Source organism: Agreia sp. VKM Ac-1783 (genome assembly GCF_900177765.1).
In the GTDB taxonomy this organism is placed as follows: Bacteria; Actinomycetota; Actinomycetes; order Actinomycetales; family Microbacteriaceae; genus Agreia.
On record NZ_FXWI01000004.1, the window covers coordinates 217,552 to 240,762 of the forward strand.

The following is a 23,211-nucleotide window of genomic DNA, read 5'->3' on the forward strand; positions in this document are numbered from 1 at the left end:
CCGTTCTCCCTGGCGAAGCTCATGCGATGTGCCACCCAGAATAGTGGCGAGACGCTTCCTCGCGGCTGTCCCCCTTGCGGACAGTCGGTACAGGTGTGCCACTACCTCTTGTCCGCAGCGGTACCTGCTGGTGCAAGCGTCACCACTCGGAGGGCGCGGGAGCCTTCGTCGCGGGCAGCGCCGTGGTCTGGCCCCACTCATGCAGCCACTCGGGAACCGTGACGGTCTCGGGAATCGGGCCCACGGCATCCAGAAGCTCGGGCATCGGCACGATGCCGCCACTGCGCTTCAGAAAGCGCCCGCGGATGAACGCGTGCGCGTAGATCTCGCCGTCGACCGTGAAGCGCTGCTCGACGTAGACGGCCTTCTCGTCGAAGCCGAGCACGCGAGACTCCACGTCGAAGCGCTGCCAGAGAGTGAGCGACTTGCGAAAGCTGATCGTCTCGGCGACGACGACGGGGTACCAGCCACGCTTGTTGACGATCGACCAGATGCCGCTGCGCACGAGCATGTCGAGCCGTCCGAGGTCGAGGATCGACAGGTAGACCCCGTTGTTCATGTGCCTGAAGACGTCGAGGTCGGAGGGCAGTACGCGGAAGGGCGTGGATGCCACGTCGAACGTTCCCACGCGACGCCTCGACCGGGCGCGCCACTGGTACCAGACCGTTCGGAAGAAGAGGTGCATCCCCCGAATCTAGCTACCGGCCGCCTGTCCTTGTGCATCGAGTCGATTTTCGATGTCGCGCAGCACACGCGCAAACACACGAGCATCCTCCTCACCGATGTGCCCGACGACGAGTTCTCTCACGACGTGAGAGTGACCCGGCGCTGCGGCGGCCAGCACACGTCGGCCCTCATCTGTGAGCACGACACGAACGCCCCGCGCGTCCTCTTCGACGGCTGCGCGCGAGACCAGATGCGCTTGCTCGAGTCTGCGCACCTGTTGCGTGAGCCTCGTCTTGGGATTCTGCGTGAGTTCGCCGAGCCGGGTCATGCGGCAACCGGTTGGTCCGTTCGCCTCGAGAATGCTCAGGATGGCGTACTCACCGTGCGTCAACCCGAACGGACGCAACTGCTCGCCAAGACGCCGCTCGAGCTTCCACTGCACATCGACCCACTGGCGCCACAGCCCGGCCTCAGCAGGGGTCAGCCAGTTCTCAGTCATTTCTCCCCATCTTGTCCAATCCTGAACAAAAGAGTAGCGTATCGGCAAGTAGTCCAATATTGGACTAGAGAGACGAGAACTGTCATGAATGAATCGAGAACCATTCTGCTCGCGGGAGCCTCGGGCTTCATCGGCACGGCGCTCACTGCGGCGCTCGCGTCCGACGGGCACGACGTGCGCCGGCTCGTTCGCCGCGAACCGATCTCACCGGTGGAGACGCAGTGGCAGCCGGAGCGCCGTCAGCTGGCTCCCGGCGCTCTCGACGGTATCGATGTGGTGATCAACCTGGCAGGCTCCAGCATCTCTCAACTGCCCTGGACGGCAGGGAGGAGGACTCGGATCCTCGAATCACGTCTGGATGCGACAGCCACGCTCGTGGACGCGATCACGGCCTCACCCACACCGCCGTCGGCTTTCCTGAACGCCTCCGCATCGGGCTTCTACGGTGACCGTGGCGACGACGCGCTCAGTGAAAACGCTGTGCGAGGAACGGGATTCCTCGCAGATGTCACGGCTCGATGGGAGGCCGAAGCCCAGCGAGCGGCCGCGTTCACTCGCACTGTGCTCCTGCGCACGGGAATCGTTCTCGCCAAGGGAGGCGGAGCCGCGGCACCCCTCGTTCCTCTCACCCTCGCAGGCCTCGGCTCGAGACTCGGCTCGGGCCAGCAGTGGTGGCCGTGGATCTCGCTCGTCGACGAGGTGCGCGCTATCCAGCATCTGGCTTCGGAAGACGTCCATGGCGCCGTGAACCTCGTCGGCCCGACACCCGCCACGAGTGAGCAGATAACCCGTGGGCTCGCTCGCGTGCTGCGCCGCCCACATCTCTTCGCCTTGCCCACGTGGCTACTGCGTCTCCCCCTGCGCGACGCAGCAGACGAACTGCTGTTGAGCAGCCAACGAATGCTCCCCGATCAGCTCATGAAGAGCGGGTTCCGCTTCACTCACGACTCGGTCGGAGCCGCCCTCGCGATGTTCGATCCGCGGCCGCCCTCTGAGGGCGCGCATATGTGATCCAGACGTACGCTTGATCAATGACAACCACACCCCAGCACGCGCTTCCCTCCGGATTCACCGACCATTCCACGGCGAGCGACGTGCTGGAGGGCATCGATCTGGCGGGCAAGACGGCCATCGTCACGGGCGGGTACTCCGGGCTCGGCATCGAGACGGTCGCTGCGCTGTCGGATGCCGGTGCACACGTCGTCGTGCCGGCTCGCCGCCCCGATGTGGCGCGGCAGGCCCTGGATGCGCGCGGCCTCTCCGAGGTCGAGGTCGACACGCTCGATCTCTCGGATCTTGCGAGCGTGCGCGCCTTCGCGGAGCGCTTCGTGGCATCGGGGCGAAGCCTCGACATCCTTATCAACAACGCGGCGATCATGGCGTCGCCCGAGGCGCGCGTCGGCGACGGCTGGGAGTCGCAGTTCGCGACCAACCACCTCGGCCACTATGTGCTCACGAACCTGCTGTGGCCCGCGCTCGTCGCTGACGGAGGCGCCCGCGTGGTGGCCCTGTCGTCGACCGGGCACAAGCTCAGCTCCATGCGTTTCGACGACCCGCAGTTCACCTCGGGCTACGACAAGTGGCAGGCCTACGGCCAAGCGAAGACGGCCGACAGCCTGTTCGCCGTTCAGCTGGATGCGCTGGGTCAGTCGCACGGCGTCCGAGCGTTCGCGGCGCACCCGGGCGGCATCATGACTGAGCTGCAGCGCCACCTGCCTCGCGAGGAGATGATCGCCTCGGGGTGGATCACGGAGGACGGCACCGTGAACGAGCGCTTCAAGACGCCGGCGCAGGGCGCGGCCACCTCGACGTGGGCGGCCACGTCACCGCAGCTTGTGGGAATGGGCGGCGTGTACTGCGAGGACTGCGATATCGCGGAGCCCACCGTCGCGGGCAGCCCGACGGCCCGCTTCGCCGGGGTGGATGCGCATGCGATCGATCCCGACGCCGCTGCCAAGCTGTGGGCGTTGTCGGCCGAGCTCACGGGCGTGAACGCGTTCGCATAACTTCTCGATCTGGCGACGTACACTCCTAGCGACCCGGGAGGACCACCATGGCAGCCGAGGCTTTTGATGCGCCAGCAGGGTTGAGGCGACTCCTCGCAGAAGGGGCCATTACCGACCGCTCTCTTCACTCCCTCACCGGAATGACCCTGGATGCGCTTCGAGCTTTCCTCTCGGTCGGCCAGTCGGAGATCGGGCTCACGACGACTCCGCTGGCGTTCTCCGACGAAGAGAGCGCGCGACTGTCGATTCTCGCGGCACAACTGACCGAGGGGATGACGATCCCCGACGACGATCGACTCACGGGGATTCTCGAGGCCCTCACGATCGAACTCCGACTCACGCCTCAGAACATCGCCGCACTTGCCGGCCTCGACGCACGTGACGTGGCCGCGGCGCTCACAGACCCGCGATCTATCCCGGATGAGAAGAAGTACGCGATCGCCATTCGAGCCTCATATCTTCTGAGCGCTCTCAACCGCGCCGTTCGCCGTTCGGAGTAGGGAACCAGCACGTCACCGTGTCTCCGTGAGGTCGTCAGCTGTCGAATCGACAGATTCCGCGGGACACGACATGATGGTGCTAGGCGATTAGACAGACGATCGTCTGATGAAAATCGAATGCGCGCGCTTTCGACATCCGCGGCCAGATTGGAGCGCAGGCGATGACGACATCCCCGGGTCGGCCCCTGCACATCGTTTTCTCGTTTCCCCGCGGCAGGGGTCACCTCGCTCCCCTGCTGCCGATCGCGCGACAGGCCGAAGCGGCCGGACATCGCACCGCCCTGATCGGCGCTCGAGAACCCGTTCTCGAGCAGACGGGGTTCACCCGACTCTGCCCCCGAGACATCCAGCTGCCATCGAGCACCGACGGCACCGGCGCGATGCGGTCGTTCGATTCGAAGCGCGTGCTGCAGAAAGTGGAAGAGGTGTTTCTGGGTACGGCCGCGTACGGCGCTCTGATCGACGTGCACCAGCTCCTGACCGACTGGGCCGCCGACATCCTCGTGTGCAGCGAATTCGACTTCGGAGCGATGACGGCCGCAGAGGAGGCCGGGGTGCCGTGCGTCGTGGTGACTGCTTTCGCCACCGCGAGCAACTCGTGGAAAGACTCCATCCGAGTACCGATCCAGCAGCTTCGCTTCGCGGCGGGGCTCGCACCCGACCCGCATCTGGCCATGCTGGATGGAGCGCTGACCGTGGTGCCTGCCACCGCCTCGATGCGCCCCGACACCGACTTCCAAGGCCCCGTCATGCGACTGCGACCCACGCCCCTCGAGACCACGACACCGCATCCCGCGGCCGAGTGGTTTCGTGACGGCGACGAGACCCTTCGCATCTACGTCACCCTCGGCACCGAGTTCAACACGAGTTCCGGCGACCTGTTCAGTCGCCTTCTCCAGGCGGTCGCCGAGCTGCCCGCTCGAATTCTGGTCACCACGGGCCCCTGGGTCGACCCGGGCACGATCGAACCCGGCGAGCGGCATGGGCCGAGCAGGATACGTGTCGAGCAGTACGTTCCCCAGGCCGAACTCATGCAGCATGCCGACCTCGTCGTGAATCATGGCGGGTCCGGCTCTGTCGTCGGGGCGCTGCACGCCGGCGTTCCGATGGTCGTTCTCCCGCTCGACGCGGATCAGGTGCCCAACGGCGATTTCATCGAGGCCGCCGGGGCGGGGGCCGTGTTGATCGCGGAAACCGCAACGCCGACTGAGATCCGAACCACCGCGCGGCACATCCTGTCGACACCGGGATACCGCTCGGCCGCTCGGGCAATCGGAGGGCAGCTGAGTTCACTGCCGACCGTCGGGGAGGTCATGACGGCCATCGAGGGGCTCCCGACCTCTTCTGGCCATCAGAGCCCAGCGTTCGAAGTGACAGAAACCATGCAGCCGTAGGGCCGACGGACACCCTGCCATCGGATGGCGCGTCAGGCGACATCCGGCAGGGCGAACGCGATCGCGTGCTGCCCGTGGGCAAGCTCCACCGTGTCGTGGCCCACGATATCCAGAACCGCCGACGTGCCTACCGGTACGAGACAGGCGACGTGCAGCTGGGTGCCCACCACGCGCCATTCGATCGACGCCTCGCCATACGGCGTCACATGCCGCGCGCTCGCCGAGGTGAGCCCACCGCCGGGTCGCGGGGCGAATCGGATGCGGCGATAGCCGGACGATTCGGGCGACAGCCCTCCCACGACACGGTGTAACCAGTCGCCGACCGAGCCGAGGGCGTAATGGTTGAACGAGGTCATGTCGCCCGGATTGACGGTGCCGTCCGGAAGCATGCTGTCCCAGCGTTCCCAGATAGTGGTGGCGCCCATCCTGACCATGTACAGCCACGACGGGCATTCGTCAGAGAGCAGAAGCCGGTACGCCGCCTCGTCTTGCCCTCCGAGCGTGAGCGCGTCAGAGATGACGGGCGTGCCCGCGAATCCGGTCTCCACCCGACCCCCCGCCTCGTTGACCAGCGCTGCGAGGCGGGCGGTGCCGACTCGTTGCAACTCCTGGGTCGGCCATAGGTGGAACGCCGTTGTGAGTGCGTAGGCAGCCTGAGAGTCTCCCTGCACCCTGCCGTCGGCGCTGAGGAAACGGTCTGCGTAAGCCGAAGCGACCGCAGAGGCGAGGTCGCCGTAGAACTGCGCATCCTCGGACTCACCGATGATCTCGGCGGTCAGCGCCAACCGCCGGGCGGACTGAGCGAAATATGCCGTCGCGACCAGGTACGGGTCCGTCGTGGCGAGTTCCGGCTCGTCCGCTGGGGCCGCCGGGTCGAGCCAGTCTCCGAGCTGCATCGTGCCCGCGCAGATCAGGTCGTCACCGGCGCGAGCGTGCACCTCGTCGACCCACGCCTTAGCGCTCGGGTACTGCCGGCGGAGCAACTCCGTGTCGGCGGTGCGCTCATGCAGAACGCCGGGAGTGAGTACCGCGACATCGCCCCACACGGCCACCGGGTCGACGGGCGCGTCCTGCCAGCTGCCCAGCGGAAGGTACGGCACGTAGAACGGCACAGTACCGCGATCGGTCTGCTCGACCGCGACGTCCTCCAGCCACGATGAGAGCATTCCGGTGACCGAGTAGAGAAAGGATGCCGTGGGCGCGAACACCTGGATGTCGCCCGTCCAGCCGAGCCGCTCGTCACGTTGTGGGCAGTCCATCGGTATGTCCACGAAGTTCGACCGCATGCTCCAGAGGATGTTCTCGTGCAGTCGGTTGACCTCGGTGTTCGAGCTCTCGAACCAGCCTGCCCGCTCCATGTCGGTGTGGAGAACCCGGGAGACTACGCCGTCACCCGAGAGCTCACCTTCCCATCCGCTGATCTCGGCATATCGATAACCGTGGATGGCAAACCGCGGTTCCCATGAGAAGTCGCCCGGCGGAAGCTCGACTGTGTCGGTCGCCTTCGCCTGACGCAGCGTGCGCGTATAGAGCTCTCCGTCCTCGAGAAGCTCGGCATGCCGCAGCACGATGGTGCTGCCGTTGGCAGAGTGGCCGGTGATACGCAAACGACCCGAGTGATTCTGCCCGAAGTCGATGATCCAGCGCCCCGAACCCTTGGTCTCGATACTCACGGGCGCAAGTTCGCTGGTGCAGCGGACGGGCGGACCGGTGGGCGCGACCAGCCTGGCCGAGCCACGGTCGCGCAAGACTACGTCGCTCCATGACGGATCGGCCCAGCCTGGCGCAGACCAACTCTGATCGTCATCGCGAAGATCGACGTGCTCCCCGTCGTAGATGCTCGAAAACACTATCGGGCCGAAACCGGCTGTCCACGTGCCATCACTGGCGATGACGGTACGTCGCCCGTCCGCCCGGGTCAGCTCGATCTGGGCAAGCACAGACTGATCGTCCCCGTAGACGTTTCGTGATCCACCTTCGAAGCCGATGCGATCGCGCCACCATCCGTCTGACAGCCAGATTCCGATGGCGTTGAGCCCAGGCGTGATGTGCTGATCGAGATCGAACGTCGCGTAGCGCAAACGGTGCTGATAGCTGGTCCAGCCGGGCGTGAGTTCCTCGTCGCCGACTCGGCGCCCGTTGACCTCAGCCTGAGCAAGTCCGTGGGCGGTCAAGTAGAGACGGGCTCGCACGACATCATCGGGTGCGGTGAATTCGGCACGAACCCGCCCCGGGCGGCGATCGGTCTCGCGGTCTTCTGGCCATCCGGGACCCACGAAGCGACCAGACCAGTCGTCGTCGTCGAGCAGTCCCAACTCGACAGTCGCGCGTTCACTCCACTCGCTCGTGCCGAACTCGGAAATACCGGCCACCCGTACGTGCACTCGCTCGCGAGACGAGAGAGTGCGGCCAGGCCAATCGACGAGGATCTGCCCGTCGCCGTCGATCGTGTACGCGGTTAATTCCGAATCGCGGCCGGGGATATCGACTGTGACTTCGATCACCGCGCCGGACTGCCGAAATCCCTCGGGGGCTGTGGCGTAGTTCCACGACAGGCGCGGTCTAGGCTCGCCGATTCCGAGTCGACCGTTGGCGTGATGCTCAAACCGGACACTGACGGGGCGAGGGGCAAGGATATCGGCCGGGCTCATCCCTTCACCGCACCGGCTGCGAGCCCGCGCATGACGCGTTGGTTGAGCACGAGGTACAGAGCCAGAATGATGAAGACGTTGATACAGATCGCCGCGAAAGTCGGCCCGTAATCGACGACCCCGAACTGTCCCGTGAAGTTGAGCAAGCCCACCTGCACGGTCCGCAGACTGTCGTCAGTGGTGAACGTGAGCGCGATCAGCAGGTCGTTCCAGAGAAAGAAGAACTGCACCAGCGCGATGGTGAAGATCGCGTTTCGCATCATCGGCAAAGCGATGAAGAAGAACGACTTCAGCGTGCTCGCACCGTCGATCGTCGAGGCCTCGAAGATCTCCCGCGGGATGTTGCGGAAATACGTCGCCATCATGAACACGGTCAAGGGCAGCGCCGTGGCCGTATAGGTGATGATGAGCGGCCAGAGCGTGGAGCTGAGGCCGAGGTTGAAGTACACGGAAAACAGTGGCAGCAGGATCATCTGACCCGGGATCATGATGCCCACGAGGAACACGAGCAGCAGGGTGTTGCGGCCTTTGAAGACCATGATCTCGAGCGCGAATCCGGCGGCGGTTCCGATGAGGAGGCAGATCGCAAGAGAGGGGAAGACGGCGATCACTGAATTGAGCAGATAGTGCGCCGTGGACTCCCACGCGATGGAGTAATTGGAGAAGTTGAACCAGTTCTCCGGCAAAGCCCATGTCGGGTTGTTCAGGAATTCATCTTGCGTTTTCAGCGAGCCAAGCACCAGCCAGACGAGCGGGTACACGAAGACGATCAGCAGAACTGCCACGACGATCCAGCCTGGGATCTTGCCGAGCACAGACCTTGTGCTGCGCCGACGCCGCACGGTCTGCAACGGCCGGGGGGACGCGGTTGCGGTGTTCGTCATGAGAACTCCTTAGAGTTGCGCGCGGTGGAGCGGAAGATGGCGACCGTGACGAGCAGGCACATGATCGTGAGCATGAGGGCGATTGTTGAGCCGTACCCGTAGTCACCCCCGGCGAACGCGGTGCGGTACATGTAGAGAGTCAGCGGTGTCGTAGCGGAGCCCGGGCCGCCACCTGTCAGTGCGTAGATGGAGTCGAAGACCTTGAGCGTGCCGTTGATACTGAAGATGCCGGCCGCGATGATCACGGGCCAAGAGAGCGGGATCACTATGCGGCGTATGAGGCTGAAGGTGCCGGCGCCGTCTAGCCGTGCCGCCTCCATGACGTCGTCGGGGATGTCGATCACCCCGGTATAGAGGAGCACGCCGTAGAAGCCCATGGCGCGCCAGATGTCCATGATCGCGATCACCACGAATGCGGTTCCTGGATTGCCCAGCCAGTCGACGGACTCCATGCCGAGTCCGTTCAGAACTGAGTTGACGAGTCCCGTCTGGGGCGCGAACTCGAACATCTTCTGGAAGAGCAGCGAGACAGCCACGGTGGGCAGTACCACCGGGAAAAACACCAGGGTGCGCACGACGTTCGACGCCCGTTTGAGAAAGAAGGTGTAGAGCAACGCCAAGAGATAGCCGAAGACGATCTGGCCGACGGTCACTACCAGCGCATATTTGATGGTGAAGAGCACGGCTGGGCCGGAATTCGGGTCGTTCCAGAACCGTGCGAAGTTCGCGAACCCCGCGAACTCGAATCCGCCGAGAACGCTTCCCGTGAAGAAGGTGTAGCCCAGCGACCACAGCATTGGCAGCAGCATGACCAGGGTGTAGACGAGCAGCGCCGGCCCGAGCAGGACCCCGATTGCGCGCTTGTCGCTGAGTACGGATTTCATGTCAGCCTCGAGAAATGTGAAAAGCCGTGGGCGGGGTCGACCCGCCCACGGCTCGATCGGATGAAGGTGGAGATCAGTTAGTGATCGACGACTGAACGGTGTTCATGAAGTCGGAGCCCGAAAGCTGGCCGGACCCCAGCGGGCCGCCGTTGGTCTGGCTTGCCGTGGTGGCAGCCGGACCGAAGAGGGCCTCGAACCACTGGACCGTCTCACCGGAATCGGCGATCTCGGTCTGGACCAGCTGAGTCAGAGGTGGCACCTCGACGTCACCGTTGACTGCGAAACCAGTGATCTGACCCTCACGAAGTGCCGCAGCACCGTAGTTCGCGGCGATACAGCTTGCCCACGACTTGACCTTCTCGTCGCCGTCGTAAGCCGACTTCGAGAAGGCGATGTCGGTACCCACGTTGGCCGGGGTCTGGTCTGCCGAGCCCTTGCCGCCACTGACTGCGGGGAAAGGCAAGAAGCCGATGTTGTCGGCTCCGATCTTGTTCTGCTCCGGGTCATTGAATGCAGAGACTGCCCATGAGCCCATGTAGTAATAGGCCGCCTGGCCGGTGAGGAACTGGTTCAGCGCCGTGGCGTAGTCGATGGAACTCGGCGAAGGACCGAAGTAACCGGATGAACCGAGCTCAGCAACGACGTTCGCGGCGTCGGCGTACTCCGGGTCGGTCAGCTTGGCAGATCCGTCAGAGATCTTCTTCAGCGCGTCGGGGCCGAGGGTGCGGTAGATGTAGGCGCCCACCCAGCGAGTGACACCCCATCCGTCGCCGCCCTTGCCTGCGGCGGAGATGGGCTGAACACCGGCGGAATCCAACGTGGCGAAGGAGTCCTTAAGAGATTCCCAGGAGGTCGGCTCGGAGACGCCGGCTTTTTCGAGCAGCGCCTTGTTGTACCAGATGCCCTCGATATTCAACTCGGTGGGCAGCACAAGAGTCTTGTCGTCATACAGTGTGTGAACTCCGGACAGAGCCACCGGCACGATCGACTTCTCGACGTCCGTGCCCGTGAAGTCGGTCACCTTGCCGGCACTGTCGAGCTCTTTGAGCAGGTCGGGCGAGTTCGGCGACACGAAGGCCGACGGAAGCGCATTCTGGCCACCCAGCAGCTGAAGCTGCTGGTCGAGCGAGGCCTGCGCCTGCTTGTTGATCTTCAACGGAAGCGCCTTGTTCTCGGCGGCGCACTCGTTCTCGCTGAGCGAGGTCAGGACCGTGGGGATGGTGCTGTTTTCGTTGATGGCGAGAAAGGTGAACTCTTTCGCCGAGCTGCCTGCACCCGATCCACCCGACGAACAGGCCGCGAGGCCTATGGCGACGACGGCAGCCGCAGCCGCCGTCAATACGGTGCGACGAGCGCGAGATGTGCTGTGGAACATGGGTTCCTCCTTGAACCTGGAATGTAATTGAAGCGCTTCACAATATACCGACGACTTTGTCAGAACGTCAACTCGCGATATCGCTGCTCCCGCATAATGGTTCGACATCATGTCTGTTTCAGAGAGAACTCCCCCAGCGCCGTCCGCAGCGCGAATGGAGGACGTCGCCAAAAGGGCCGGTGTCGCTCTCGGCACGGTCTCGAATGTCATCAACCGACCTCAAAAGGTCTCGCGCTCCACTATCGAGAAAGTGCAACGCGCGATATCTGAGCTCGGCTTCGTTCCTAACCGTGCTGCCCGCGCCCTCGCGGCAGGCACGAGCAATACCATCGGCGTCGTCATCGCCGACCTCAGCAACTCATTCTTCGTCGACATGGCCCGCGGGGCTGAAAGTGTTGCGGCGGAATCGTCGATCAACGTGGTGCTCGCCAATACCGACATGCGCCGGTCGAAACAGGCATCGAACCTCGACCTGTTCCGGCAGGAGCGCATGGCGGGCATTCTTCTCGCGCCCCTGCCGGGGGCAGATAGCTCACTGCTGACCGGTCGAAACGGAACGCCTCTGGTCTTCCTGAATGACGCCGCCATCGAAGGCGCCTGCACGGTGAGCGTCGACAATGAGCATGGGGGTTACCTCGCTGCGACCCACCTGCTCGCCATCGGCCGTCGGCGACTCCTGTTTGCCGGAGACCCTGCTCAGGCCGTGCCGATCGCCGACCGTCTTCGAGGTGTCGAACGTGCGGTGCGCGAAGTGGTCGACGCAAGCCTCGAGGTCATCCGCACACCCGAGGTACAGGCCGAGAATGGGCGCACTCTGGGGTTCGACATCGCATCCCGTCCCACATCAGAGCGTCCCGATGGAATCATCGCCGCGGCTGACCTGCTCGCGCTGGGTCTGGTGCAGATCTTGGGATCCGACCCGTCCATCCGCATACCGGAGGACATTGCGATCACGGGGTACGACAACAACCGCGCCGCGTGGGAGAGTCTCGTTCCTATCACCACCATCGCCCAGCCCGGCGAGCAGATCGGCGCCGTGGCAATGGCACTGCTTCTCGAGGAGATCCGCGATCCCGAAGGCCACGAGCACGCGCATTCGGTGCTTGAGCCCACGCTCGTGGTGCGGGCGAGCACACAACGCACCTGACAGTGACTCGACTGCGCGCAGGAAGCCGGAGTGCCGACTGAGTTCAGTCCCGGCGTGCTTTCCGGACCGATCGGAAGGGCTACTCATACCGGCGTCCACTGTCGTCGATCGTGTGGCGCTGCTTCGCGTAATCGACATGACGATGCCAAAACGCTGTCCGTAGCCCGAATCGAGCCTGCCGAGGCTGTCGCGGTCAAGCCGGGCAGAAATGTAGCGCTTCAACAGCTCAGCGAACACGACCTTGCCAGGTCACCTCTCTATGTGGTTTGGTGGTGAAGCGCATTATGAAGCGCTTCATTGCAGCTCAAGGAGGAACTGAATGATGACAAAACGAAGATTCGCACGAGTCGTGGCCGCCTCGGGGGCCGGCCTGCTTGCCTTATCGGCGTTGACCGGGGCGGCCGCCGCCCCAGACCAGCCATGGCGGGACACGTCGCAGACGCCGGAGTGGCGCGCGAGCGCGCTGCTGTCGGCCATGACATCCGACCAGAAGGTGACACTCATCCTCGCGACGAACGATGCCGACTTCGCACCGCTGGCCTACCTCGGCATACCCGAGATGAGACGAGTTGATGCGTCGGGAGGCCTTCGAGGCGACACGGGCGTCACAGCCTTCCCAGCGCCGAACGCCCTGGGCGCCACGTTCGATACCGAGCTCGCAGGCGAGTACGGGTCCGTCATCGGCGCCGAGGCGCACGGTAAGCGCTGGAACGTCGTGCTCGGTCCGACTGTGGACATCGACCGAAACGGACTGTCCGGCCGCGCAGCCGAAGGATACGGCGAAGACACTCTCGTCAACGGCAAGATGGGGGCCGCCGTCGCCGCGGGTGTCGAGAGCGAGGGGGTGAGCACGATGATCAAGCACTTCGCCGCCTATGCCCAGGAAAGTGGACCGCGCGAGACCCTGGGAGTCGAGGTCTCAGAGCGAGCACTTCGTGAGCTCTACTACCCGCCGTTCGAGACGACTGTGGTCGAGGGAGGCGCGGACTCGGTGATGTGCGCGTATCCCCGCGTCAACGGTACCTACGCGTGCGAGAACCCCGACATGTTGACGGCGCTGAAGACCGATCTTGGTCTCGACGGATATGTCGCTACGGACTTCGATCCTCGGTCCGACTGGATTTCCGGAATCAACGCGGGCGTCGACTCCCAGTCACTGTTCGCGAAGACAGATCGCACGCCGTTCACAGACGGGCGCATCTCAGCCGAGCGTGTCGACGATGCTGTCTACCGCATCCTCTTGGCGCTCTTCGATTCCGGCGCGTTCGATACGCCACTGCCCGCCGAGGCGGCCTCCGTCGTGACCAACGACGAGCATCTCGGGACTGCCGTCAAGACCGGCGAAGAAGCGACCGTGCTCCTGAAGAACTCCGGAGTCCTCCCGCTCAGCAATGAGCCGTCAGTGGCTGTCATCGGCCCAGCTGGAGGGGATGCGATTACCGGCATCGAAGGGTCTTCATACGTAAACCCTGGCGATTTCGTCACTCCTGCCGAGGCGATCTCCGCCAAAGCCGATGACGTCACGGTGTCTCAGGGATCCGTCGGCGATGTGGTGCTGCCCACGGCACCCGCATCGGCATTCGGAGCGGGACTCAATGCCGAGTACTTCGGCAGTGCCGACCTCTCCGGCCCTGCGATTTCAAGCGGAACCGCGTCGAACATCGACTTCTCCGGGGCTCCGGTCGAGGGGCTTCCCTCGACCTGGTCCGCTCGCTACTCCGGCACGATCACCCCGACATCCACCGGGCTCCTCCGGCTGTCGTCTCTGCTTTCCGGAAGCGCGAAGGTCACGGTGAACGGCGAGACAGTCTTCGACGGAACCCGTTTCATCTGGGACTTCTTCTTCGCACCCCAGGAGTACACGCTGGGTGGGGTCGTCGAACTGGAGGCGGGCGTGCCCGCAGACATCGTCGTGGAGTACTCGACCGCAGGCGGTGGCTTCTTCGGACCGCGCATGACACTCGGCTGGCAGCCCGACAGTCTCATCCCCGCGGCTGTCGAAGCCGCGCGCAACTCGGATGTGGCGGTCGTGTTCGCAAATGAGTTCACGGGCGAAGCAGTCGATCGAGTTGGTCTCTCTTTGCCCGGCGACCAGAACGCACTGATCGAGGCGGTCGCGGCGGTGAATCCGAACACGATTGTTGTCCTCCACACTCCGGGCCCCGTGCTCATGCCATGGCTCGACGATGTGGCCGCGGTCACCCAGGCCTGGTACCAGGGAGCGGCAGTCGGCGAGAGCATCGCGAATGTGCTCTACGGCGATGCGGATCCAGGGGGCCGTCTCCCGATGACCTTCCCGGCCTCGAGCGAGCAGGGCCCAGCTCTTGTGCGCGACAGCAGCGAGGTGAGCTACGACGAAGGCATCTACGTCGGGTACAAGTGGTACGAGCAGAACGACGAGACGCCGCTCTTCCCGTTCGGATACGGCGAGTCGTACACCAACTTTGCCTACTCCGACCTGACGACGACGCCGATGCTGATTCCGGCGTCACCGGTCGATGGCCCGTCAACGGCGGCTTCGATCGCGGCCACTCCCGCAACAGCATCTGTGACGATCACCAACACGGGCGAGCGTGCCGGGTCCGACGTGGTGCAGTTCTACGCTGGAGCACTGCCGACGGATGCTGTCGACACGGTCGATCGGGCGCTCGCCGGATTCGCGAAGGTCGATCTGGAACCGGGCGAATCTCAGCGCGTCACCGTCAAACTCGATAACCGCGTGCTGTCATATTGGGACACCGCGGCCGATCGTTGGGCGACACCGACTGGTAGCGTTCCGCTGGTTGCGGCGCGATCCGCTGCCGATGATCAACTGTCCTCGTCGGTTGCGGTCTCTGTCGCACCGACGTCGACGGGCCCCGACGGAACGCCGGGGGACGGCGCACCGGGCACCGATCCGGCCGGCAACCAGCTCGGAGCATCCGGTTCGGACAAGCTCGCCGCAACGGGAAGCAGCACGGTAGCCAGTTCGGGCTTGCTCGCCGGTCTGCTCCTGATGTTGGGCGCTGGCCTGGCAGTTCAGCGTCGGCTGTCGCGCGCTTCACAAACGCGCCGGAGCTAGCAGATCCGCCTGACTCCGGGGCCGTCGCATCGCACTCTGATCGATGCGGCGGCCCCGGCGCTAGTGTGGAGAAAGATCCCCGCCCGGCAGGAGTAATACAGTGGTGAACGCAGCATCGGCCCCGACGGCCAGCGGCAAGAACGGCTCCGTGACGATGCTCGATGTCGCCCACCATGCCGGCGTGGCAATCGGAACCGTTTCGAATGTGCTCAACCACCCCGACGGAGTGACACCGTCGATCCGAGACCGCGTCATCGCTTCCATCGACGAGCTCGGCTTCGTGCGCAACCGCACCGCCAGCAAGCTCGCAGCCGGCGTCAGCAACACGGTAGGCGTGGTCCTTGCCGATCTCGACAACTCCTACTTCACAGACATGGTCAGGGGCGCCGAGGGGGCGGCATCGAAGGCCGGCAAGTTCGTGGTCGTCGGCAACTCCGACATCGACATGTCGAAACAGCGCTCCTACCTGAACTACTTCGATGAAGAGCAGGTGTCGGGAATTCTCGTTGCTCCCCTGGGTGGTGTGATCCCTCCGACGGATCGACACCTCGCCATAAGGCGCCCCGTGGTCATTCTCGACGCTGCCCGTCAGCAACATGCTCACTGCGCGGTGAGCACTAACAACGTCGCGGCGGGACGGATGGCTGCGGAGCATCTGCTCGGTCTCGGTCGGCGACGATTGATCTTCGCGGGCGGGCCGATAACCCGGTCTCGAGCCCTGGCCGATCGCCTACAAGGGGCGAAGGACGCCGTAGCCGAGGTCGCCGGGGCAACGCTCGAGCACATTCCAACCGACGAAGTTCAGATAGAAGGCGGTCGCCAGGTCGGCTCTCTGCTCATCGAGCGCGGTGCCGATACGCTGCCAGACGGAATCGTTGCCGCTGCCGATCTGCTCGCCCTGGGCATCGTGCAAGTCCTGACGTCGTCTTCGCCCTATCGCTTCCCCGACGATGTCGCGCTGGTCGCGTGTGACGACAACCGCTCGGCCTACGACAGCATCGTTCCCATCTCCACCGTCGATCTGCCGGGACGCGAGATGGGGTCAGTCGGAATGCGCCTGCTTCTCGAAGAACTGACCGACGGTGACGCGCACGAGCATGAGCATGTCACTCTGGACCCCACACTCACGGCTCGCGAAAGCACCCTCGGCCGCAGCCGTACCCCCGCCCGCGAAGACGAGCAGTCACCGATCCCGCACCCTGTCGACGCCTAACCATCCTCGTAATCGTCAGGACTCCATGAGTCGTGCCACTCGATGACGGGAATGTCTCCGTCGAATCGGATCGGAAGCCACACATAGTCGGCGATCGACGAGTCGACATGCGCGAACTCCTCCATGGGCTCGTCGCCGTCTCGGCCCGGAGCAAAGTGCTTTTCGAATTCCTGGAATGCTCTGGATCCGTCGTCGAGGTATCCAGGAAGCCACCGGTCGCCGAGCGCGATGTACAGGTCTCGCTTGCCCGGATGTTTGAAGATCGATGAGATCTGCGAGTGGAACGACGTGCGTGAGGCGTCGGTGGGATGCGGATCGCCCAGAGTTGTATAGGGCCCGTGATAGCTGGCCGCGACCGCCGATTCCGAGGGGTTCGGGTAGTACCCCGTGGTGCCTGAGGTGATCAGATAGTGCTTGCGATTGCGGGCGAAGTAGGCGGGGGCCTCTCGAACGTAGGGAGGCTGCGGCTGCGGGAAGTGCGTGGAATAGTAGCCGGTCACGTTCGTGTAGTCGTCGGTCAGATCTGCGACGATCATCTCCGAGTGCACTCGCTCGAAGTAGTAGTAAGCCTTGCCGTCGTGAGGATCGACGACCAGGTCGAAGTCGCCGGCACTCATGCCGAGCGGCCGGAGCCACTGGGTGACCGTCGAGTAGGGACCGAGTACATCGTCTGCCACGAGCACGGTGGATCGTTGCACAGACCCCTTGCTCATCACTTTGAGCCAGCACACGTACTTGCGAGTGTGCGGGTTGTAGATGATGTGCGGCCGATCCATGCCCGCCCCCGGGTAGAGCGGCGATTCATCGTCATCTGGCGCCGGTGGAATGATCAGCCCACGGTCGGTCCAGTTGACCAGGTCGGTCGAGGAGTAGCAGCGCACGCCCCAGTGCCAGATTCCACTACCCGGCGTCGATCGTTCCTTGTTCTCGCCGTACCAGTAGAAGATGCCGTCGACGACGATGATCGAGCCCCCGTGCGCCTGAATACGGTTGCCCTCAGTGTCGTTCCATACGCGGCCGGGGTAGATGAGGTTCTGCTGTTCGCTCATGTGATCTTTCTGAGTTCGGGGATTCGGATACGTGAAGAAAGCTCGTGGGTGCCTGCGCCGAGCTGCCGCCCGTCGGCCTCACCGGGCAGCACCACCTCGGCGGTCACGCCAAAGGGAACCGTCGCGGTGAGGTGAAACCGGTCGTCATCGAGTCGCCAGGAGACTTCGATACGCCCGTAAGGGCTGTCGAATCGAGTGGCGGCGGCGCGCACGGTTCCTCCCGGCTTGGGGGCGATGCGCACGCGTCGATAGCCGGGTCCGATCGGAGCCAAGCCGGCGACCGTGCGATGCATGAAATCGACGACCGCTCCCAACGCATAGTGGTTGAACGACGTCATGTCGCCCGGATTGACGCGACCATCAGGCAGCATGCTGTCCCAGCGCTCCCAGATGGTCGTCGCTCCCATGGTGATCGGGTACAGCCACGACGGGCACTCGGTCTGCTGAAGCAGCGCGTAGGCGGACTCGACATGGCCCGTCTCAGCGAGAGCACCGCAGATGATCGGTGTTCCGACGAAGCCAGTCTGGATGCGATGGCCACCCTCGGCGACAAGGTCGGCCAGGCGCGTTCCGGCTTCCGCTCGCTGATCACCACGTTCGAAGAGATCGAAGGCAAGGCTGAGAGCGAGCGAGGTGGGAGACTCACCCGTCATGGGGCCCGAAGACAGAACCCATTCTCGGCGGAAGGCTGAGAGGGTGCGGTCGGCCAGGTCTGTGTAGGCGCTCTTGGCCTCGTTGTCTCCCAGGAGTCCTGCAACATCGGCGACGATGCGGGCCGATCGCACAAGGTACGCCGTGGTCACGAGATATTTATCCGTGCGCGCAGCGCCCGGGTCCTCTGGCGGAGCGATCGGATCGAGCCAGTCGCCCAATGCGAAGCCCGACCGAATCACGCCGTCCTCATCGGCACGTGCCGCGAGATGCTCGACCCAGCCCCGCATGCTCGCGTATTGCTGCGACAGTATCCCGGCGTCGCCCAACTGCTCCCACATGACCCAGGGCACTATGGCAGACGCGTCGCCCCAGACAGCCGAGGAGGCCTCAGGGAATCCGCAGGGAACCCACGGAACGAAGTTGGGCACCGCGCCGCCCGCGTGCTGTTCGTCGGCGACGTCACGAAGCCAGCTGTCGAGCACCCCCGCGCTGCGATAGAGATATGACGCGGCAGGTGCGAACACCTGGATGTCGCCGGTCCAGCCCATGCGCTCGTCCCGTTGCGGACAGTCCGTGGGGAGATCGACGAAGTTGTCGCGCATGCTCCAGACCGTGTTGTCGTGGAGTTTCTGCAGCATCGGATCGTCGACCGTGAACCAACCGGTGCGCTCCATATCCGTGTGCAGTACTACCGCCTTCACAGATTCCGGCGCGAGAGTGACGGCAGGCCAGCCGTCGAGCTCCGCGTAGCGGAAACCGTGGATCGTGAAGCGGGGCTGCCACACCTCTTCACCCTCACCTCGGAAGGTGTAACGGTCGATAGAGGTGGCCCGACGAAGCGTGCGTACCGCGAGTTCGTCGTTTTCGAGGACCTCCGCGTGGTGCAGGCGAAGCACATGGCCCGCGTCGCCCGCCGCCCGGAACGATAGTCGTCCGGAGATGTTCTGACCGAAATCAAGCCGGATGCGTCCATTCGGCCTGTATTCGACAGTGACGGGAGATAGCGTGTCGACCTGCCGCACGGGTTCTGCCACGGCATGTTCGATTCGCGCGGAGACGCTGGTCAGCTCCCGCAGTTCCGGACGCACCCACAGCGAGTCGTCATATTCAGCACGCGCCCAACCGGCTTCGTGCAACCTCGCGTCGAACTCCTCGCCCTCGTAGAGCCCTGCCGACGTAGTGGGGCCTCTGGAGGCGCGCCAGGCGTCGGCTAGATCGACGAGCTGCGGCACGCCATCGTCGCCGGTCAGTTCGAGCTGTGCAACGATGCCGATGTGAGAGCCGTATAGGTCCCAGACCCCTCCGTCGAAGCCGATGTTTCCGCGGAACCACCCGTCTGCAAGCTCAATGCCGATGGCATTCGCTCCGGTGATCAGTAGCGGGGTGACATCGTAGGCCTGGGCTCGCAGACGGTGGTCGTAGCTTGTCCATCCGGGCGCGAGCTCATCATCCCCGACGCGGAGACCGTTGATCTCGGACCGATAGATTCCTTGCGCCGTCATGTAGAGCCGGGCGCGCACCGGCGCGACCTCGACCTCGAATTCGGCACGGAGCATCCATGCCGGCCGGGGGCCGGAGTGCGGGGCCGATGCCGACGGTACGACGAGGTGGACAGCCCAGTCCTCGCGCCGCAGCAGTCCGGTTTCGAGGCGGAGTGCTTCACCCCAGTCACCCGTCGTTCCGTCAGCAAGACCAACCCGTGCTCGAACGTCGACGATCTCCCGCGAGGCGAGGGGGTCGAATGGCCAGTCGACCAGAACCTGCTCCGCTCCTTCTACCCGCGCCATCTGAGTGCGACCGTCGAGCGTGGTCTTCTCGAACTCGGTCCAGAGGAGTTGGCTGTCCGAAGGGGAATCCACCCACCACGACAGACGAGGTGTCGACGTGCCCAGGCCGTGGGCCTCTCGGCGGTGTTCCGCCCGCAGTCGGGTTACCAGGGCGCTCATCCTTTCACCGATCCAGCTGTCAGGCCCTTCATGACCTTCTGATTGAGGAAGAGGTAGAGCACGAGCGTGCCGACGACATTGACCGCAATTCCCGCGAACATCGGACCATAGTCGACGGCTCCGTACTGACCCGTGAAGTTGAGGAGGCCCGCCTGAATCGTGCGCAGATCCTGGCTGTTCGTGAAGGTGAGTGCGATCAACAGGTCGTTCCAGATGAAAAAGAACTGCACGAGCGCGACCGTGAAAAGCGCATTGCGCACGAGCGGCATACCGACCGACCAGAAAATTCGATAGATGTTCGCGCCGTCCAGCGTGGCAGCCTCGAAGATCTCTCGCGGAACAGCTCGGAAGAAGGTCGCCATCATGAACACGGTGAGAGGCAGACCCGTGGCCGTGTAGGTGATGATCAGCGGCCAGAGCGTCCCTGTGAGATGAAGCTTGAAGTAGATCGTGAACAGAGGCAACAGGATCATCTGCAACGGGATCATGACACCAGCGAGGAAGACGAGGAGAACGGCTCCGCGGCCTTTCCACACCATGACTTCGAGGGCGAAACCCGCAGCTGTTCCCAGCAACAAGATGAGAAACATCGAAGGGAAGACCGCGATCACGCTGTTGAGGATGTACTTGCCGAGGCCACCTCCCACGAAGGCTTCGACGTAGTTATCGAGGCTCCAACTTCGAGGCAGTGACCAGAACGGCTCGCTGAGGAATTCATCCTGCTGTTTGAACGAGCCGAGCAGTAGCCAGATCAGCGGGTAGGCGACGATGGCGAGCAGAATGGCGACGCCGATGAAGACCGGCAGGCGTCGTACGAAAGTGCGGACACGACGGTGGAACGGCGTTACGGCGAGAGTGGTCATTTTTCGTTCCTCGTGAGGTCACGGCGCGACGCGCGAAAGATGAAGATCGTCACCAGCAGGCACATCACCGTGAGCATCAGCGCCACTGTGCTGCCGTAGCCGTATTGGCCGAAGCTGAACGAGGTCTGGAACATGTAGACGGTCAGCGGTGTCGTCGAGGTGCCGGGGCCTCCGTTCGTCAGAGCTACCACTGAGTCGAAGACCTTGAGAGTGCCGTTGATGCTGAAGATCGTCGCTGACAGAAGAACCGGCAATGACAGCGGAAGAATGATGTGCCGGACGAGGCGCCAGCCGGCTGCCCCGTCGATGCGTGCGGACTCGATGATGTCTTCGGGGATCTCGACAACACCGGCGTAGAGAAGGACTGCATAGAAGCCCATAGACCGCCAGAGGTCCATCATGAGGATCACCCAGAACGATGCATCCGGCTGCCCGAACCAGTCGAACGTGTTGAGCCCGATGAATTCCATGATCGAGTTGATCGGCCCCTCTGTCGGAGCCGCTTCGAAGAACCGACGGAACAGCAGCGCCACAGCGACCGTGGGGAGGATCACAGGGAAGAAGACCAGCGTTCGCACGAGCGACGAAGCCTTTTTCAGGAAGAAGACGTACAACAGGGCGAGGGCGTAGCCGACGACCACCTGCAGAACGGTGAGGATGAGTGCGTAGCGGAGAGTGAACCCGACCGCCTCGAGGGCCGTGGGGTCGTTGAAGAAGCGAACGAAGTTATCGATGCCGACGAACTCGAACCCGCTGACCGCATTGCCCTCGTAGACGGTGTAGACAAGAGACCACACGATCGGGACGAGCATGACAAGGGAGTACACGAGCAGGGCGGGACCGAGAAGCACGAGAACGGCACGTGGGTTGCCGAGGAGTCTTTCCATGGGTGTGCCTTTATTTCGTCGCTGCAAGAGCGGAGCCACAGACGACTCCGCCCTCGCAGCGGGTGAATGAGAGAGGGTTACTTGTTCGCGTCCTGCACGAGCTTCATGAACGCTTCTCCCGTGAGCGTGCCGGCCGCGAGCCCACCACCGTTCTTCTGACTGACCGCCGTCGCCTCCGGGCTGAAAGCGGCCTCGAACCAGAGAACGCTGCTGGGGGCCTCAGCGATGATGTTCTGCACTTCCTGGGTGAGGGCGGGCTGATCGGCTGGCGGGTTGTTCACCACGAAACCCGTGACCTGACCGAACTCGTTCAGTGCGACATCGCCGTAATTGGCTGTCACGCAATCGAGCCACTGGGCGACATCGTCGTCGTAGCCCTTCTCTGTGAACATGACCGGGATTCCGACGTTCGCTGGCACCTGGTCGATGGTGCCCTTGCCGCCTTCGACAGTCGGGAAGGGAGTGAAGCCGATGTTGTCGACTCCGATCTTGTTCTGCTCTTGATCGTTAAACGCGGCGAGCGCCCAGCTGCCCATGTAGAAGAAGGCTCCTCCACCGGTGAGGAACTGGTTGAGAGCCGTGTTGTAGTCGATCGATCCCGCGGCTGCCCCGAAGTACCCAGCGGTTCCCAGCTCTGCTACGGCATCCGCGGCCGCGACGTACTCGGGATCGGTGAGGGACGCGTCTCCGTCGGCCACTTTCTTGAGCGCGTCTGGGCCGAGGTCGCGCGCGATGTAGTCACCGACCAGACGCGTGATGGGCCATCCGTCTTTTCCTGCAGCGATGAAAGGCTGCACGTCATTCGCCTGGAGAGTGGCCGCCGCATCGACGAGCTCGTCCCACGTGGCTGGAGCCTCGATGCCGTTGTCAGCCAGGATCTGCTTGTTGTACCAGAATCCCTCGATGTTGAACTCGGTCGGCAGCGCGTACAGATCGCCACCACCGTAGAGGGCCTTGATCGTCGACTCGGCAGCCGGGAGTACGCGGCCCTCGAGACCTTCTTTCTTGAAAGTTTCCGAGAGGTTGAGCACCTTTCCGGAGTCGATGAACTCCTGCATGAGGGAGGGTGTTCCGCCCGCCATGCTCATGTCGGAGAGGGCGTCCTGGCCGGCGAGCAACTGAAGCTGCTGATCCCACGTCGTGCCATCGATCGCGTCGGCCTTCAGCGGCGCTGCCTTCTCCGCTGCGGCGCACTTGTCTTTGGCCAGGACGTCGAGGGTGCCCGAGATAGCCGTGTTCTGGGTCTGCCCCAGGTACGTGAATTCCTTCGTGCTCGATCCGCCGCCGCCACCGCCCGCACAGCCAGTCAGGGCGATGACACCCACGCCCACGGCAGCAACGATGGATAGGTTTCGCCGGCGATGCCCGCGTGCTGTGATCATTGTTTCCTCCTTGAAACATGCGCCTGAAGCGCTTCATATTTTGAGCGGAAAGCGCCGGTGAAGCGCTTCATAAGTATGAGTGTGGAGGGGAAAGATGCTGTTGTCAACCAAAACTGATTGACAACGTCGACGGGGCCTCAGACAAAATCG

Annotated in this window: 18 protein-coding genes; 7 read left to right on the forward strand and 11 right to left on the reverse strand. The window is 63.7% G+C overall.

The window, feature by feature from the left end:
- Nucleotides 1-139: 139 nt before the first annotated feature.
- Together CCK87_RS15165 and CCK87_RS15170 are read right to left on the reverse strand one after the other, a co-directional pair.
- Nucleotides 140-685, reverse strand: coding sequence for a thioesterase family protein (locus tag CCK87_RS15165; protein ID WP_170927314.1), 546 nt, complete (start codon nucleotides 683-685; stop codon nucleotides 140-142).
- 9 nt (nucleotides 686-694) lie between these two features.
- Nucleotides 695-1,165, reverse strand: coding sequence for a MarR family winged helix-turn-helix transcriptional regulator (locus CCK87_RS15170; protein WP_085483407.1), 471 nt, complete (start codon nucleotides 1,163-1,165; stop codon nucleotides 695-697).
- Between the two features lie 84 nt (nucleotides 1,166-1,249).
- Here CCK87_RS15170 and CCK87_RS15175 point away from each other — a divergent pair, with 84 nt between their 5' ends.
- The 4 genes from CCK87_RS15175 to CCK87_RS15190 all read left to right on the forward strand — a co-directional run bounded on the left by CCK87_RS15175 (nucleotide 1,250) and on the right by CCK87_RS15190 (nucleotide 5,065).
- Nucleotides 1,250-2,176, forward strand: coding sequence for a TIGR01777 family oxidoreductase (locus tag CCK87_RS15175; protein WP_086462254.1), 927 nt, complete (start codon nucleotides 1,250-1,252; stop codon nucleotides 2,174-2,176).
- A 20-nt stretch (nucleotides 2,177-2,196) separates the two neighbouring features.
- A complete protein-coding gene (locus CCK87_RS15180; RefSeq protein ID WP_086462255.1) occupies nucleotides 2,197-3,171 on the forward strand; it encodes an SDR family NAD(P)-dependent oxidoreductase in 975 nt (324 codons plus the stop codon).
- 47 nt (nucleotides 3,172-3,218) lie between these two features.
- Nucleotides 3,219-3,671: an HTH domain-containing protein gene (locus CCK87_RS15185; protein ID WP_140162887.1), complete on the forward strand. Its 453-nt coding sequence runs from the start codon at nucleotides 3,219-3,221 to the stop codon at nucleotides 3,669-3,671.
- A gap of 161 nt (nucleotides 3,672-3,832) precedes the next feature.
- Nucleotides 3,833-5,065: a glycosyltransferase gene (locus CCK87_RS15190; RefSeq protein WP_086462257.1), complete on the forward strand. Its 1,233-nt coding sequence runs from the start codon at nucleotides 3,833-3,835 to the stop codon at nucleotides 5,063-5,065.
- 32 nt (nucleotides 5,066-5,097) lie between these two features.
- On the opposite strand, the gene CCK87_RS15195 is transcribed toward CCK87_RS15190, so the two are convergent.
- From CCK87_RS15195 to CCK87_RS15210, 4 genes are all read right to left on the reverse strand, one after another.
- Nucleotides 5,098-7,569 carry an alpha-L-rhamnosidase gene (locus CCK87_RS15195; protein ID WP_249273926.1) on the reverse strand — a complete coding sequence of 824 codons (2,472 nt, stop codon included), beginning with the start codon at nucleotides 7,567-7,569 and terminating at the stop codon, nucleotides 5,098-5,100.
- 143 nt (nucleotides 7,570-7,712) lie between these two features.
- A complete protein-coding gene (locus CCK87_RS15200) occupies nucleotides 7,713-8,600 on the reverse strand; it encodes a carbohydrate ABC transporter permease (RefSeq protein ID WP_086462259.1) in 888 nt (295 codons plus the stop codon).
- Nucleotides 8,597-9,484, reverse strand: a complete 888-nt coding sequence (locus CCK87_RS15205; RefSeq protein WP_086462260.1) for a sugar ABC transporter permease — start codon at nucleotides 9,482-9,484, stop codon at nucleotides 8,597-8,599. Before CCK87_RS15205 ends, CCK87_RS15200 begins: the two co-directional genes overlap by 4 nt.
- A gap of 73 nt (nucleotides 9,485-9,557) precedes the next feature.
- Nucleotides 9,558-10,859: an extracellular solute-binding protein gene (locus CCK87_RS15210; RefSeq protein ID WP_086462261.1), complete on the reverse strand. Its 1,302-nt coding sequence runs from the start codon at nucleotides 10,857-10,859 to the stop codon at nucleotides 9,558-9,560.
- A 154-nt stretch (nucleotides 10,860-11,013) separates the two neighbouring features.
- Here CCK87_RS15210 and CCK87_RS15215 point away from each other — a divergent pair, with 154 nt between their 5' ends.
- The 3 genes from CCK87_RS15215 to CCK87_RS15225 all read left to right on the forward strand — a co-directional run bounded on the left by CCK87_RS15215 (nucleotide 11,014) and on the right by CCK87_RS15225 (nucleotide 16,280).
- Nucleotides 11,014-12,006 (forward strand): LacI family DNA-binding transcriptional regulator, encoded by a 993-nt coding sequence (locus CCK87_RS15215; RefSeq protein WP_283160439.1) that lies wholly within the window; start codon nucleotides 11,014-11,016, stop codon nucleotides 12,004-12,006.
- A gap of 319 nt (nucleotides 12,007-12,325) precedes the next feature.
- Nucleotides 12,326-15,067, forward strand: coding sequence for a glycoside hydrolase family 3 C-terminal domain-containing protein (locus CCK87_RS15220; RefSeq protein WP_086462263.1), 2,742 nt, complete (start codon nucleotides 12,326-12,328; stop codon nucleotides 15,065-15,067).
- Between the two features lie 100 nt (nucleotides 15,068-15,167).
- Nucleotides 15,168-16,280, forward strand: coding sequence for a LacI family DNA-binding transcriptional regulator (locus tag CCK87_RS15225; RefSeq protein WP_086462264.1), 1,113 nt, complete (start codon nucleotides 15,168-15,170; stop codon nucleotides 16,278-16,280).
- Here the strand turns inward: CCK87_RS15225 and CCK87_RS15230 are convergent.
- From CCK87_RS15230 to CCK87_RS15250, 5 genes are all read right to left on the reverse strand, one after another.
- Nucleotides 16,277-17,329, reverse strand: a complete 1,053-nt coding sequence (locus CCK87_RS15230; RefSeq protein ID WP_086462265.1) for a family 43 glycosylhydrolase — start codon at nucleotides 17,327-17,329, stop codon at nucleotides 16,277-16,279. The genes CCK87_RS15225 and CCK87_RS15230 overlap by 4 nt on opposite strands.
- Nucleotides 17,326-19,929, reverse strand: coding sequence for a family 78 glycoside hydrolase catalytic domain (locus CCK87_RS15235; RefSeq protein ID WP_086462266.1), 2,604 nt, complete (start codon nucleotides 19,927-19,929; stop codon nucleotides 17,326-17,328). Before CCK87_RS15235 ends, CCK87_RS15230 begins: the two co-directional genes overlap by 4 nt.
- On the reverse strand, nucleotides 19,926-20,792 hold the full coding sequence (locus CCK87_RS15240; RefSeq protein ID WP_086462267.1) for a carbohydrate ABC transporter permease: 867 nt from the start codon (nucleotides 20,790-20,792) through the stop codon (nucleotides 19,926-19,928). The genes CCK87_RS15235 and CCK87_RS15240 overlap by 4 nt, the downstream gene beginning before the upstream one ends.
- Entirely contained in the window at nucleotides 20,789-21,679 is an 891-nt protein-coding gene (locus CCK87_RS15245) for a sugar ABC transporter permease (RefSeq protein ID WP_086462268.1), read from the reverse strand. Before CCK87_RS15245 ends, CCK87_RS15240 begins: the two co-directional genes overlap by 4 nt.
- A gap of 77 nt (nucleotides 21,680-21,756) precedes the next feature.
- A complete protein-coding gene (locus CCK87_RS15250; RefSeq protein WP_086462269.1) occupies nucleotides 21,757-23,061 on the reverse strand; it encodes an extracellular solute-binding protein in 1,305 nt (434 codons plus the stop codon).
- Nucleotides 23,062-23,211: the final 150 nt, after the last annotated feature.

Bases quoted from the DNA above. Each gene is read 5' to 3' on its own strand.
- CCK87_RS15165 (WP_170927314.1), bottom strand. From the start codon at position 685: ATGCACCTCTTCTTCCGAACGGTCTGGTACCAGTGGCGCGCCCGGTCG.
- CCK87_RS15170 (WP_085483407.1), bottom strand. From the start codon at position 1,165: ATGACTGAGAACTGGCTGACCCCTGCTGAGGCCGGGCTGTGGCGCCAG.
- CCK87_RS15175 (WP_086462254.1), top strand. From the start codon at position 1,250: ATGAATGAATCGAGAACCATTCTGCTCGCGGGAGCCTCGGGCTTCATC.
- CCK87_RS15180 (WP_086462255.1), top strand. From the start codon at position 2,197: ATGACAACCACACCCCAGCACGCGCTTCCCTCCGGATTCACCGACCAT.
- CCK87_RS15185 (WP_140162887.1), top strand. From the start codon at position 3,219: ATGGCAGCCGAGGCTTTTGATGCGCCAGCAGGGTTGAGGCGACTCCTC.
- CCK87_RS15190 (WP_086462257.1), top strand. From the start codon at position 3,833: ATGACGACATCCCCGGGTCGGCCCCTGCACATCGTTTTCTCGTTTCCC.
- CCK87_RS15200 (WP_086462259.1), bottom strand. From the start codon at position 8,600: ATGACGAACACCGCAACCGCGTCCCCCCGGCCGTTGCAGACCGTGCGG.
- CCK87_RS15205 (WP_086462260.1), bottom strand. From the start codon at position 9,484: ATGAAATCCGTACTCAGCGACAAGCGCGCAATCGGGGTCCTGCTCGGG.
- CCK87_RS15210 (WP_086462261.1), bottom strand. From the start codon at position 10,859: ATGTTCCACAGCACATCTCGCGCTCGTCGCACCGTATTGACGGCGGCT.
- CCK87_RS15215 (WP_283160439.1), top strand. From the start codon at position 11,014: ATGGAGGACGTCGCCAAAAGGGCCGGTGTCGCTCTCGGCACGGTCTCG.
- CCK87_RS15220 (WP_086462263.1), top strand. From the start codon at position 12,326: ATGATGACAAAACGAAGATTCGCACGAGTCGTGGCCGCCTCGGGGGCC.
- CCK87_RS15230 (WP_086462265.1), bottom strand. From the start codon at position 17,329: ATGAGCGAACAGCAGAACCTCATCTACCCCGGCCGCGTATGGAACGAC.
- CCK87_RS15235 (WP_086462266.1), bottom strand. From the start codon at position 19,929: ATGAGCGCCCTGGTAACCCGACTGCGGGCGGAACACCGCCGAGAGGCC.
- CCK87_RS15240 (WP_086462267.1), bottom strand. From the start codon at position 20,792: ATGACCACTCTCGCCGTAACGCCGTTCCACCGTCGTGTCCGCACTTTC.
- CCK87_RS15245 (WP_086462268.1), bottom strand. From the start codon at position 21,679: ATGGAAAGACTCCTCGGCAACCCACGTGCCGTTCTCGTGCTTCTCGGT.
- CCK87_RS15250 (WP_086462269.1), bottom strand. From the start codon at position 23,061: ATGATCACAGCACGCGGGCATCGCCGGCGAAACCTATCCATCGTTGCT.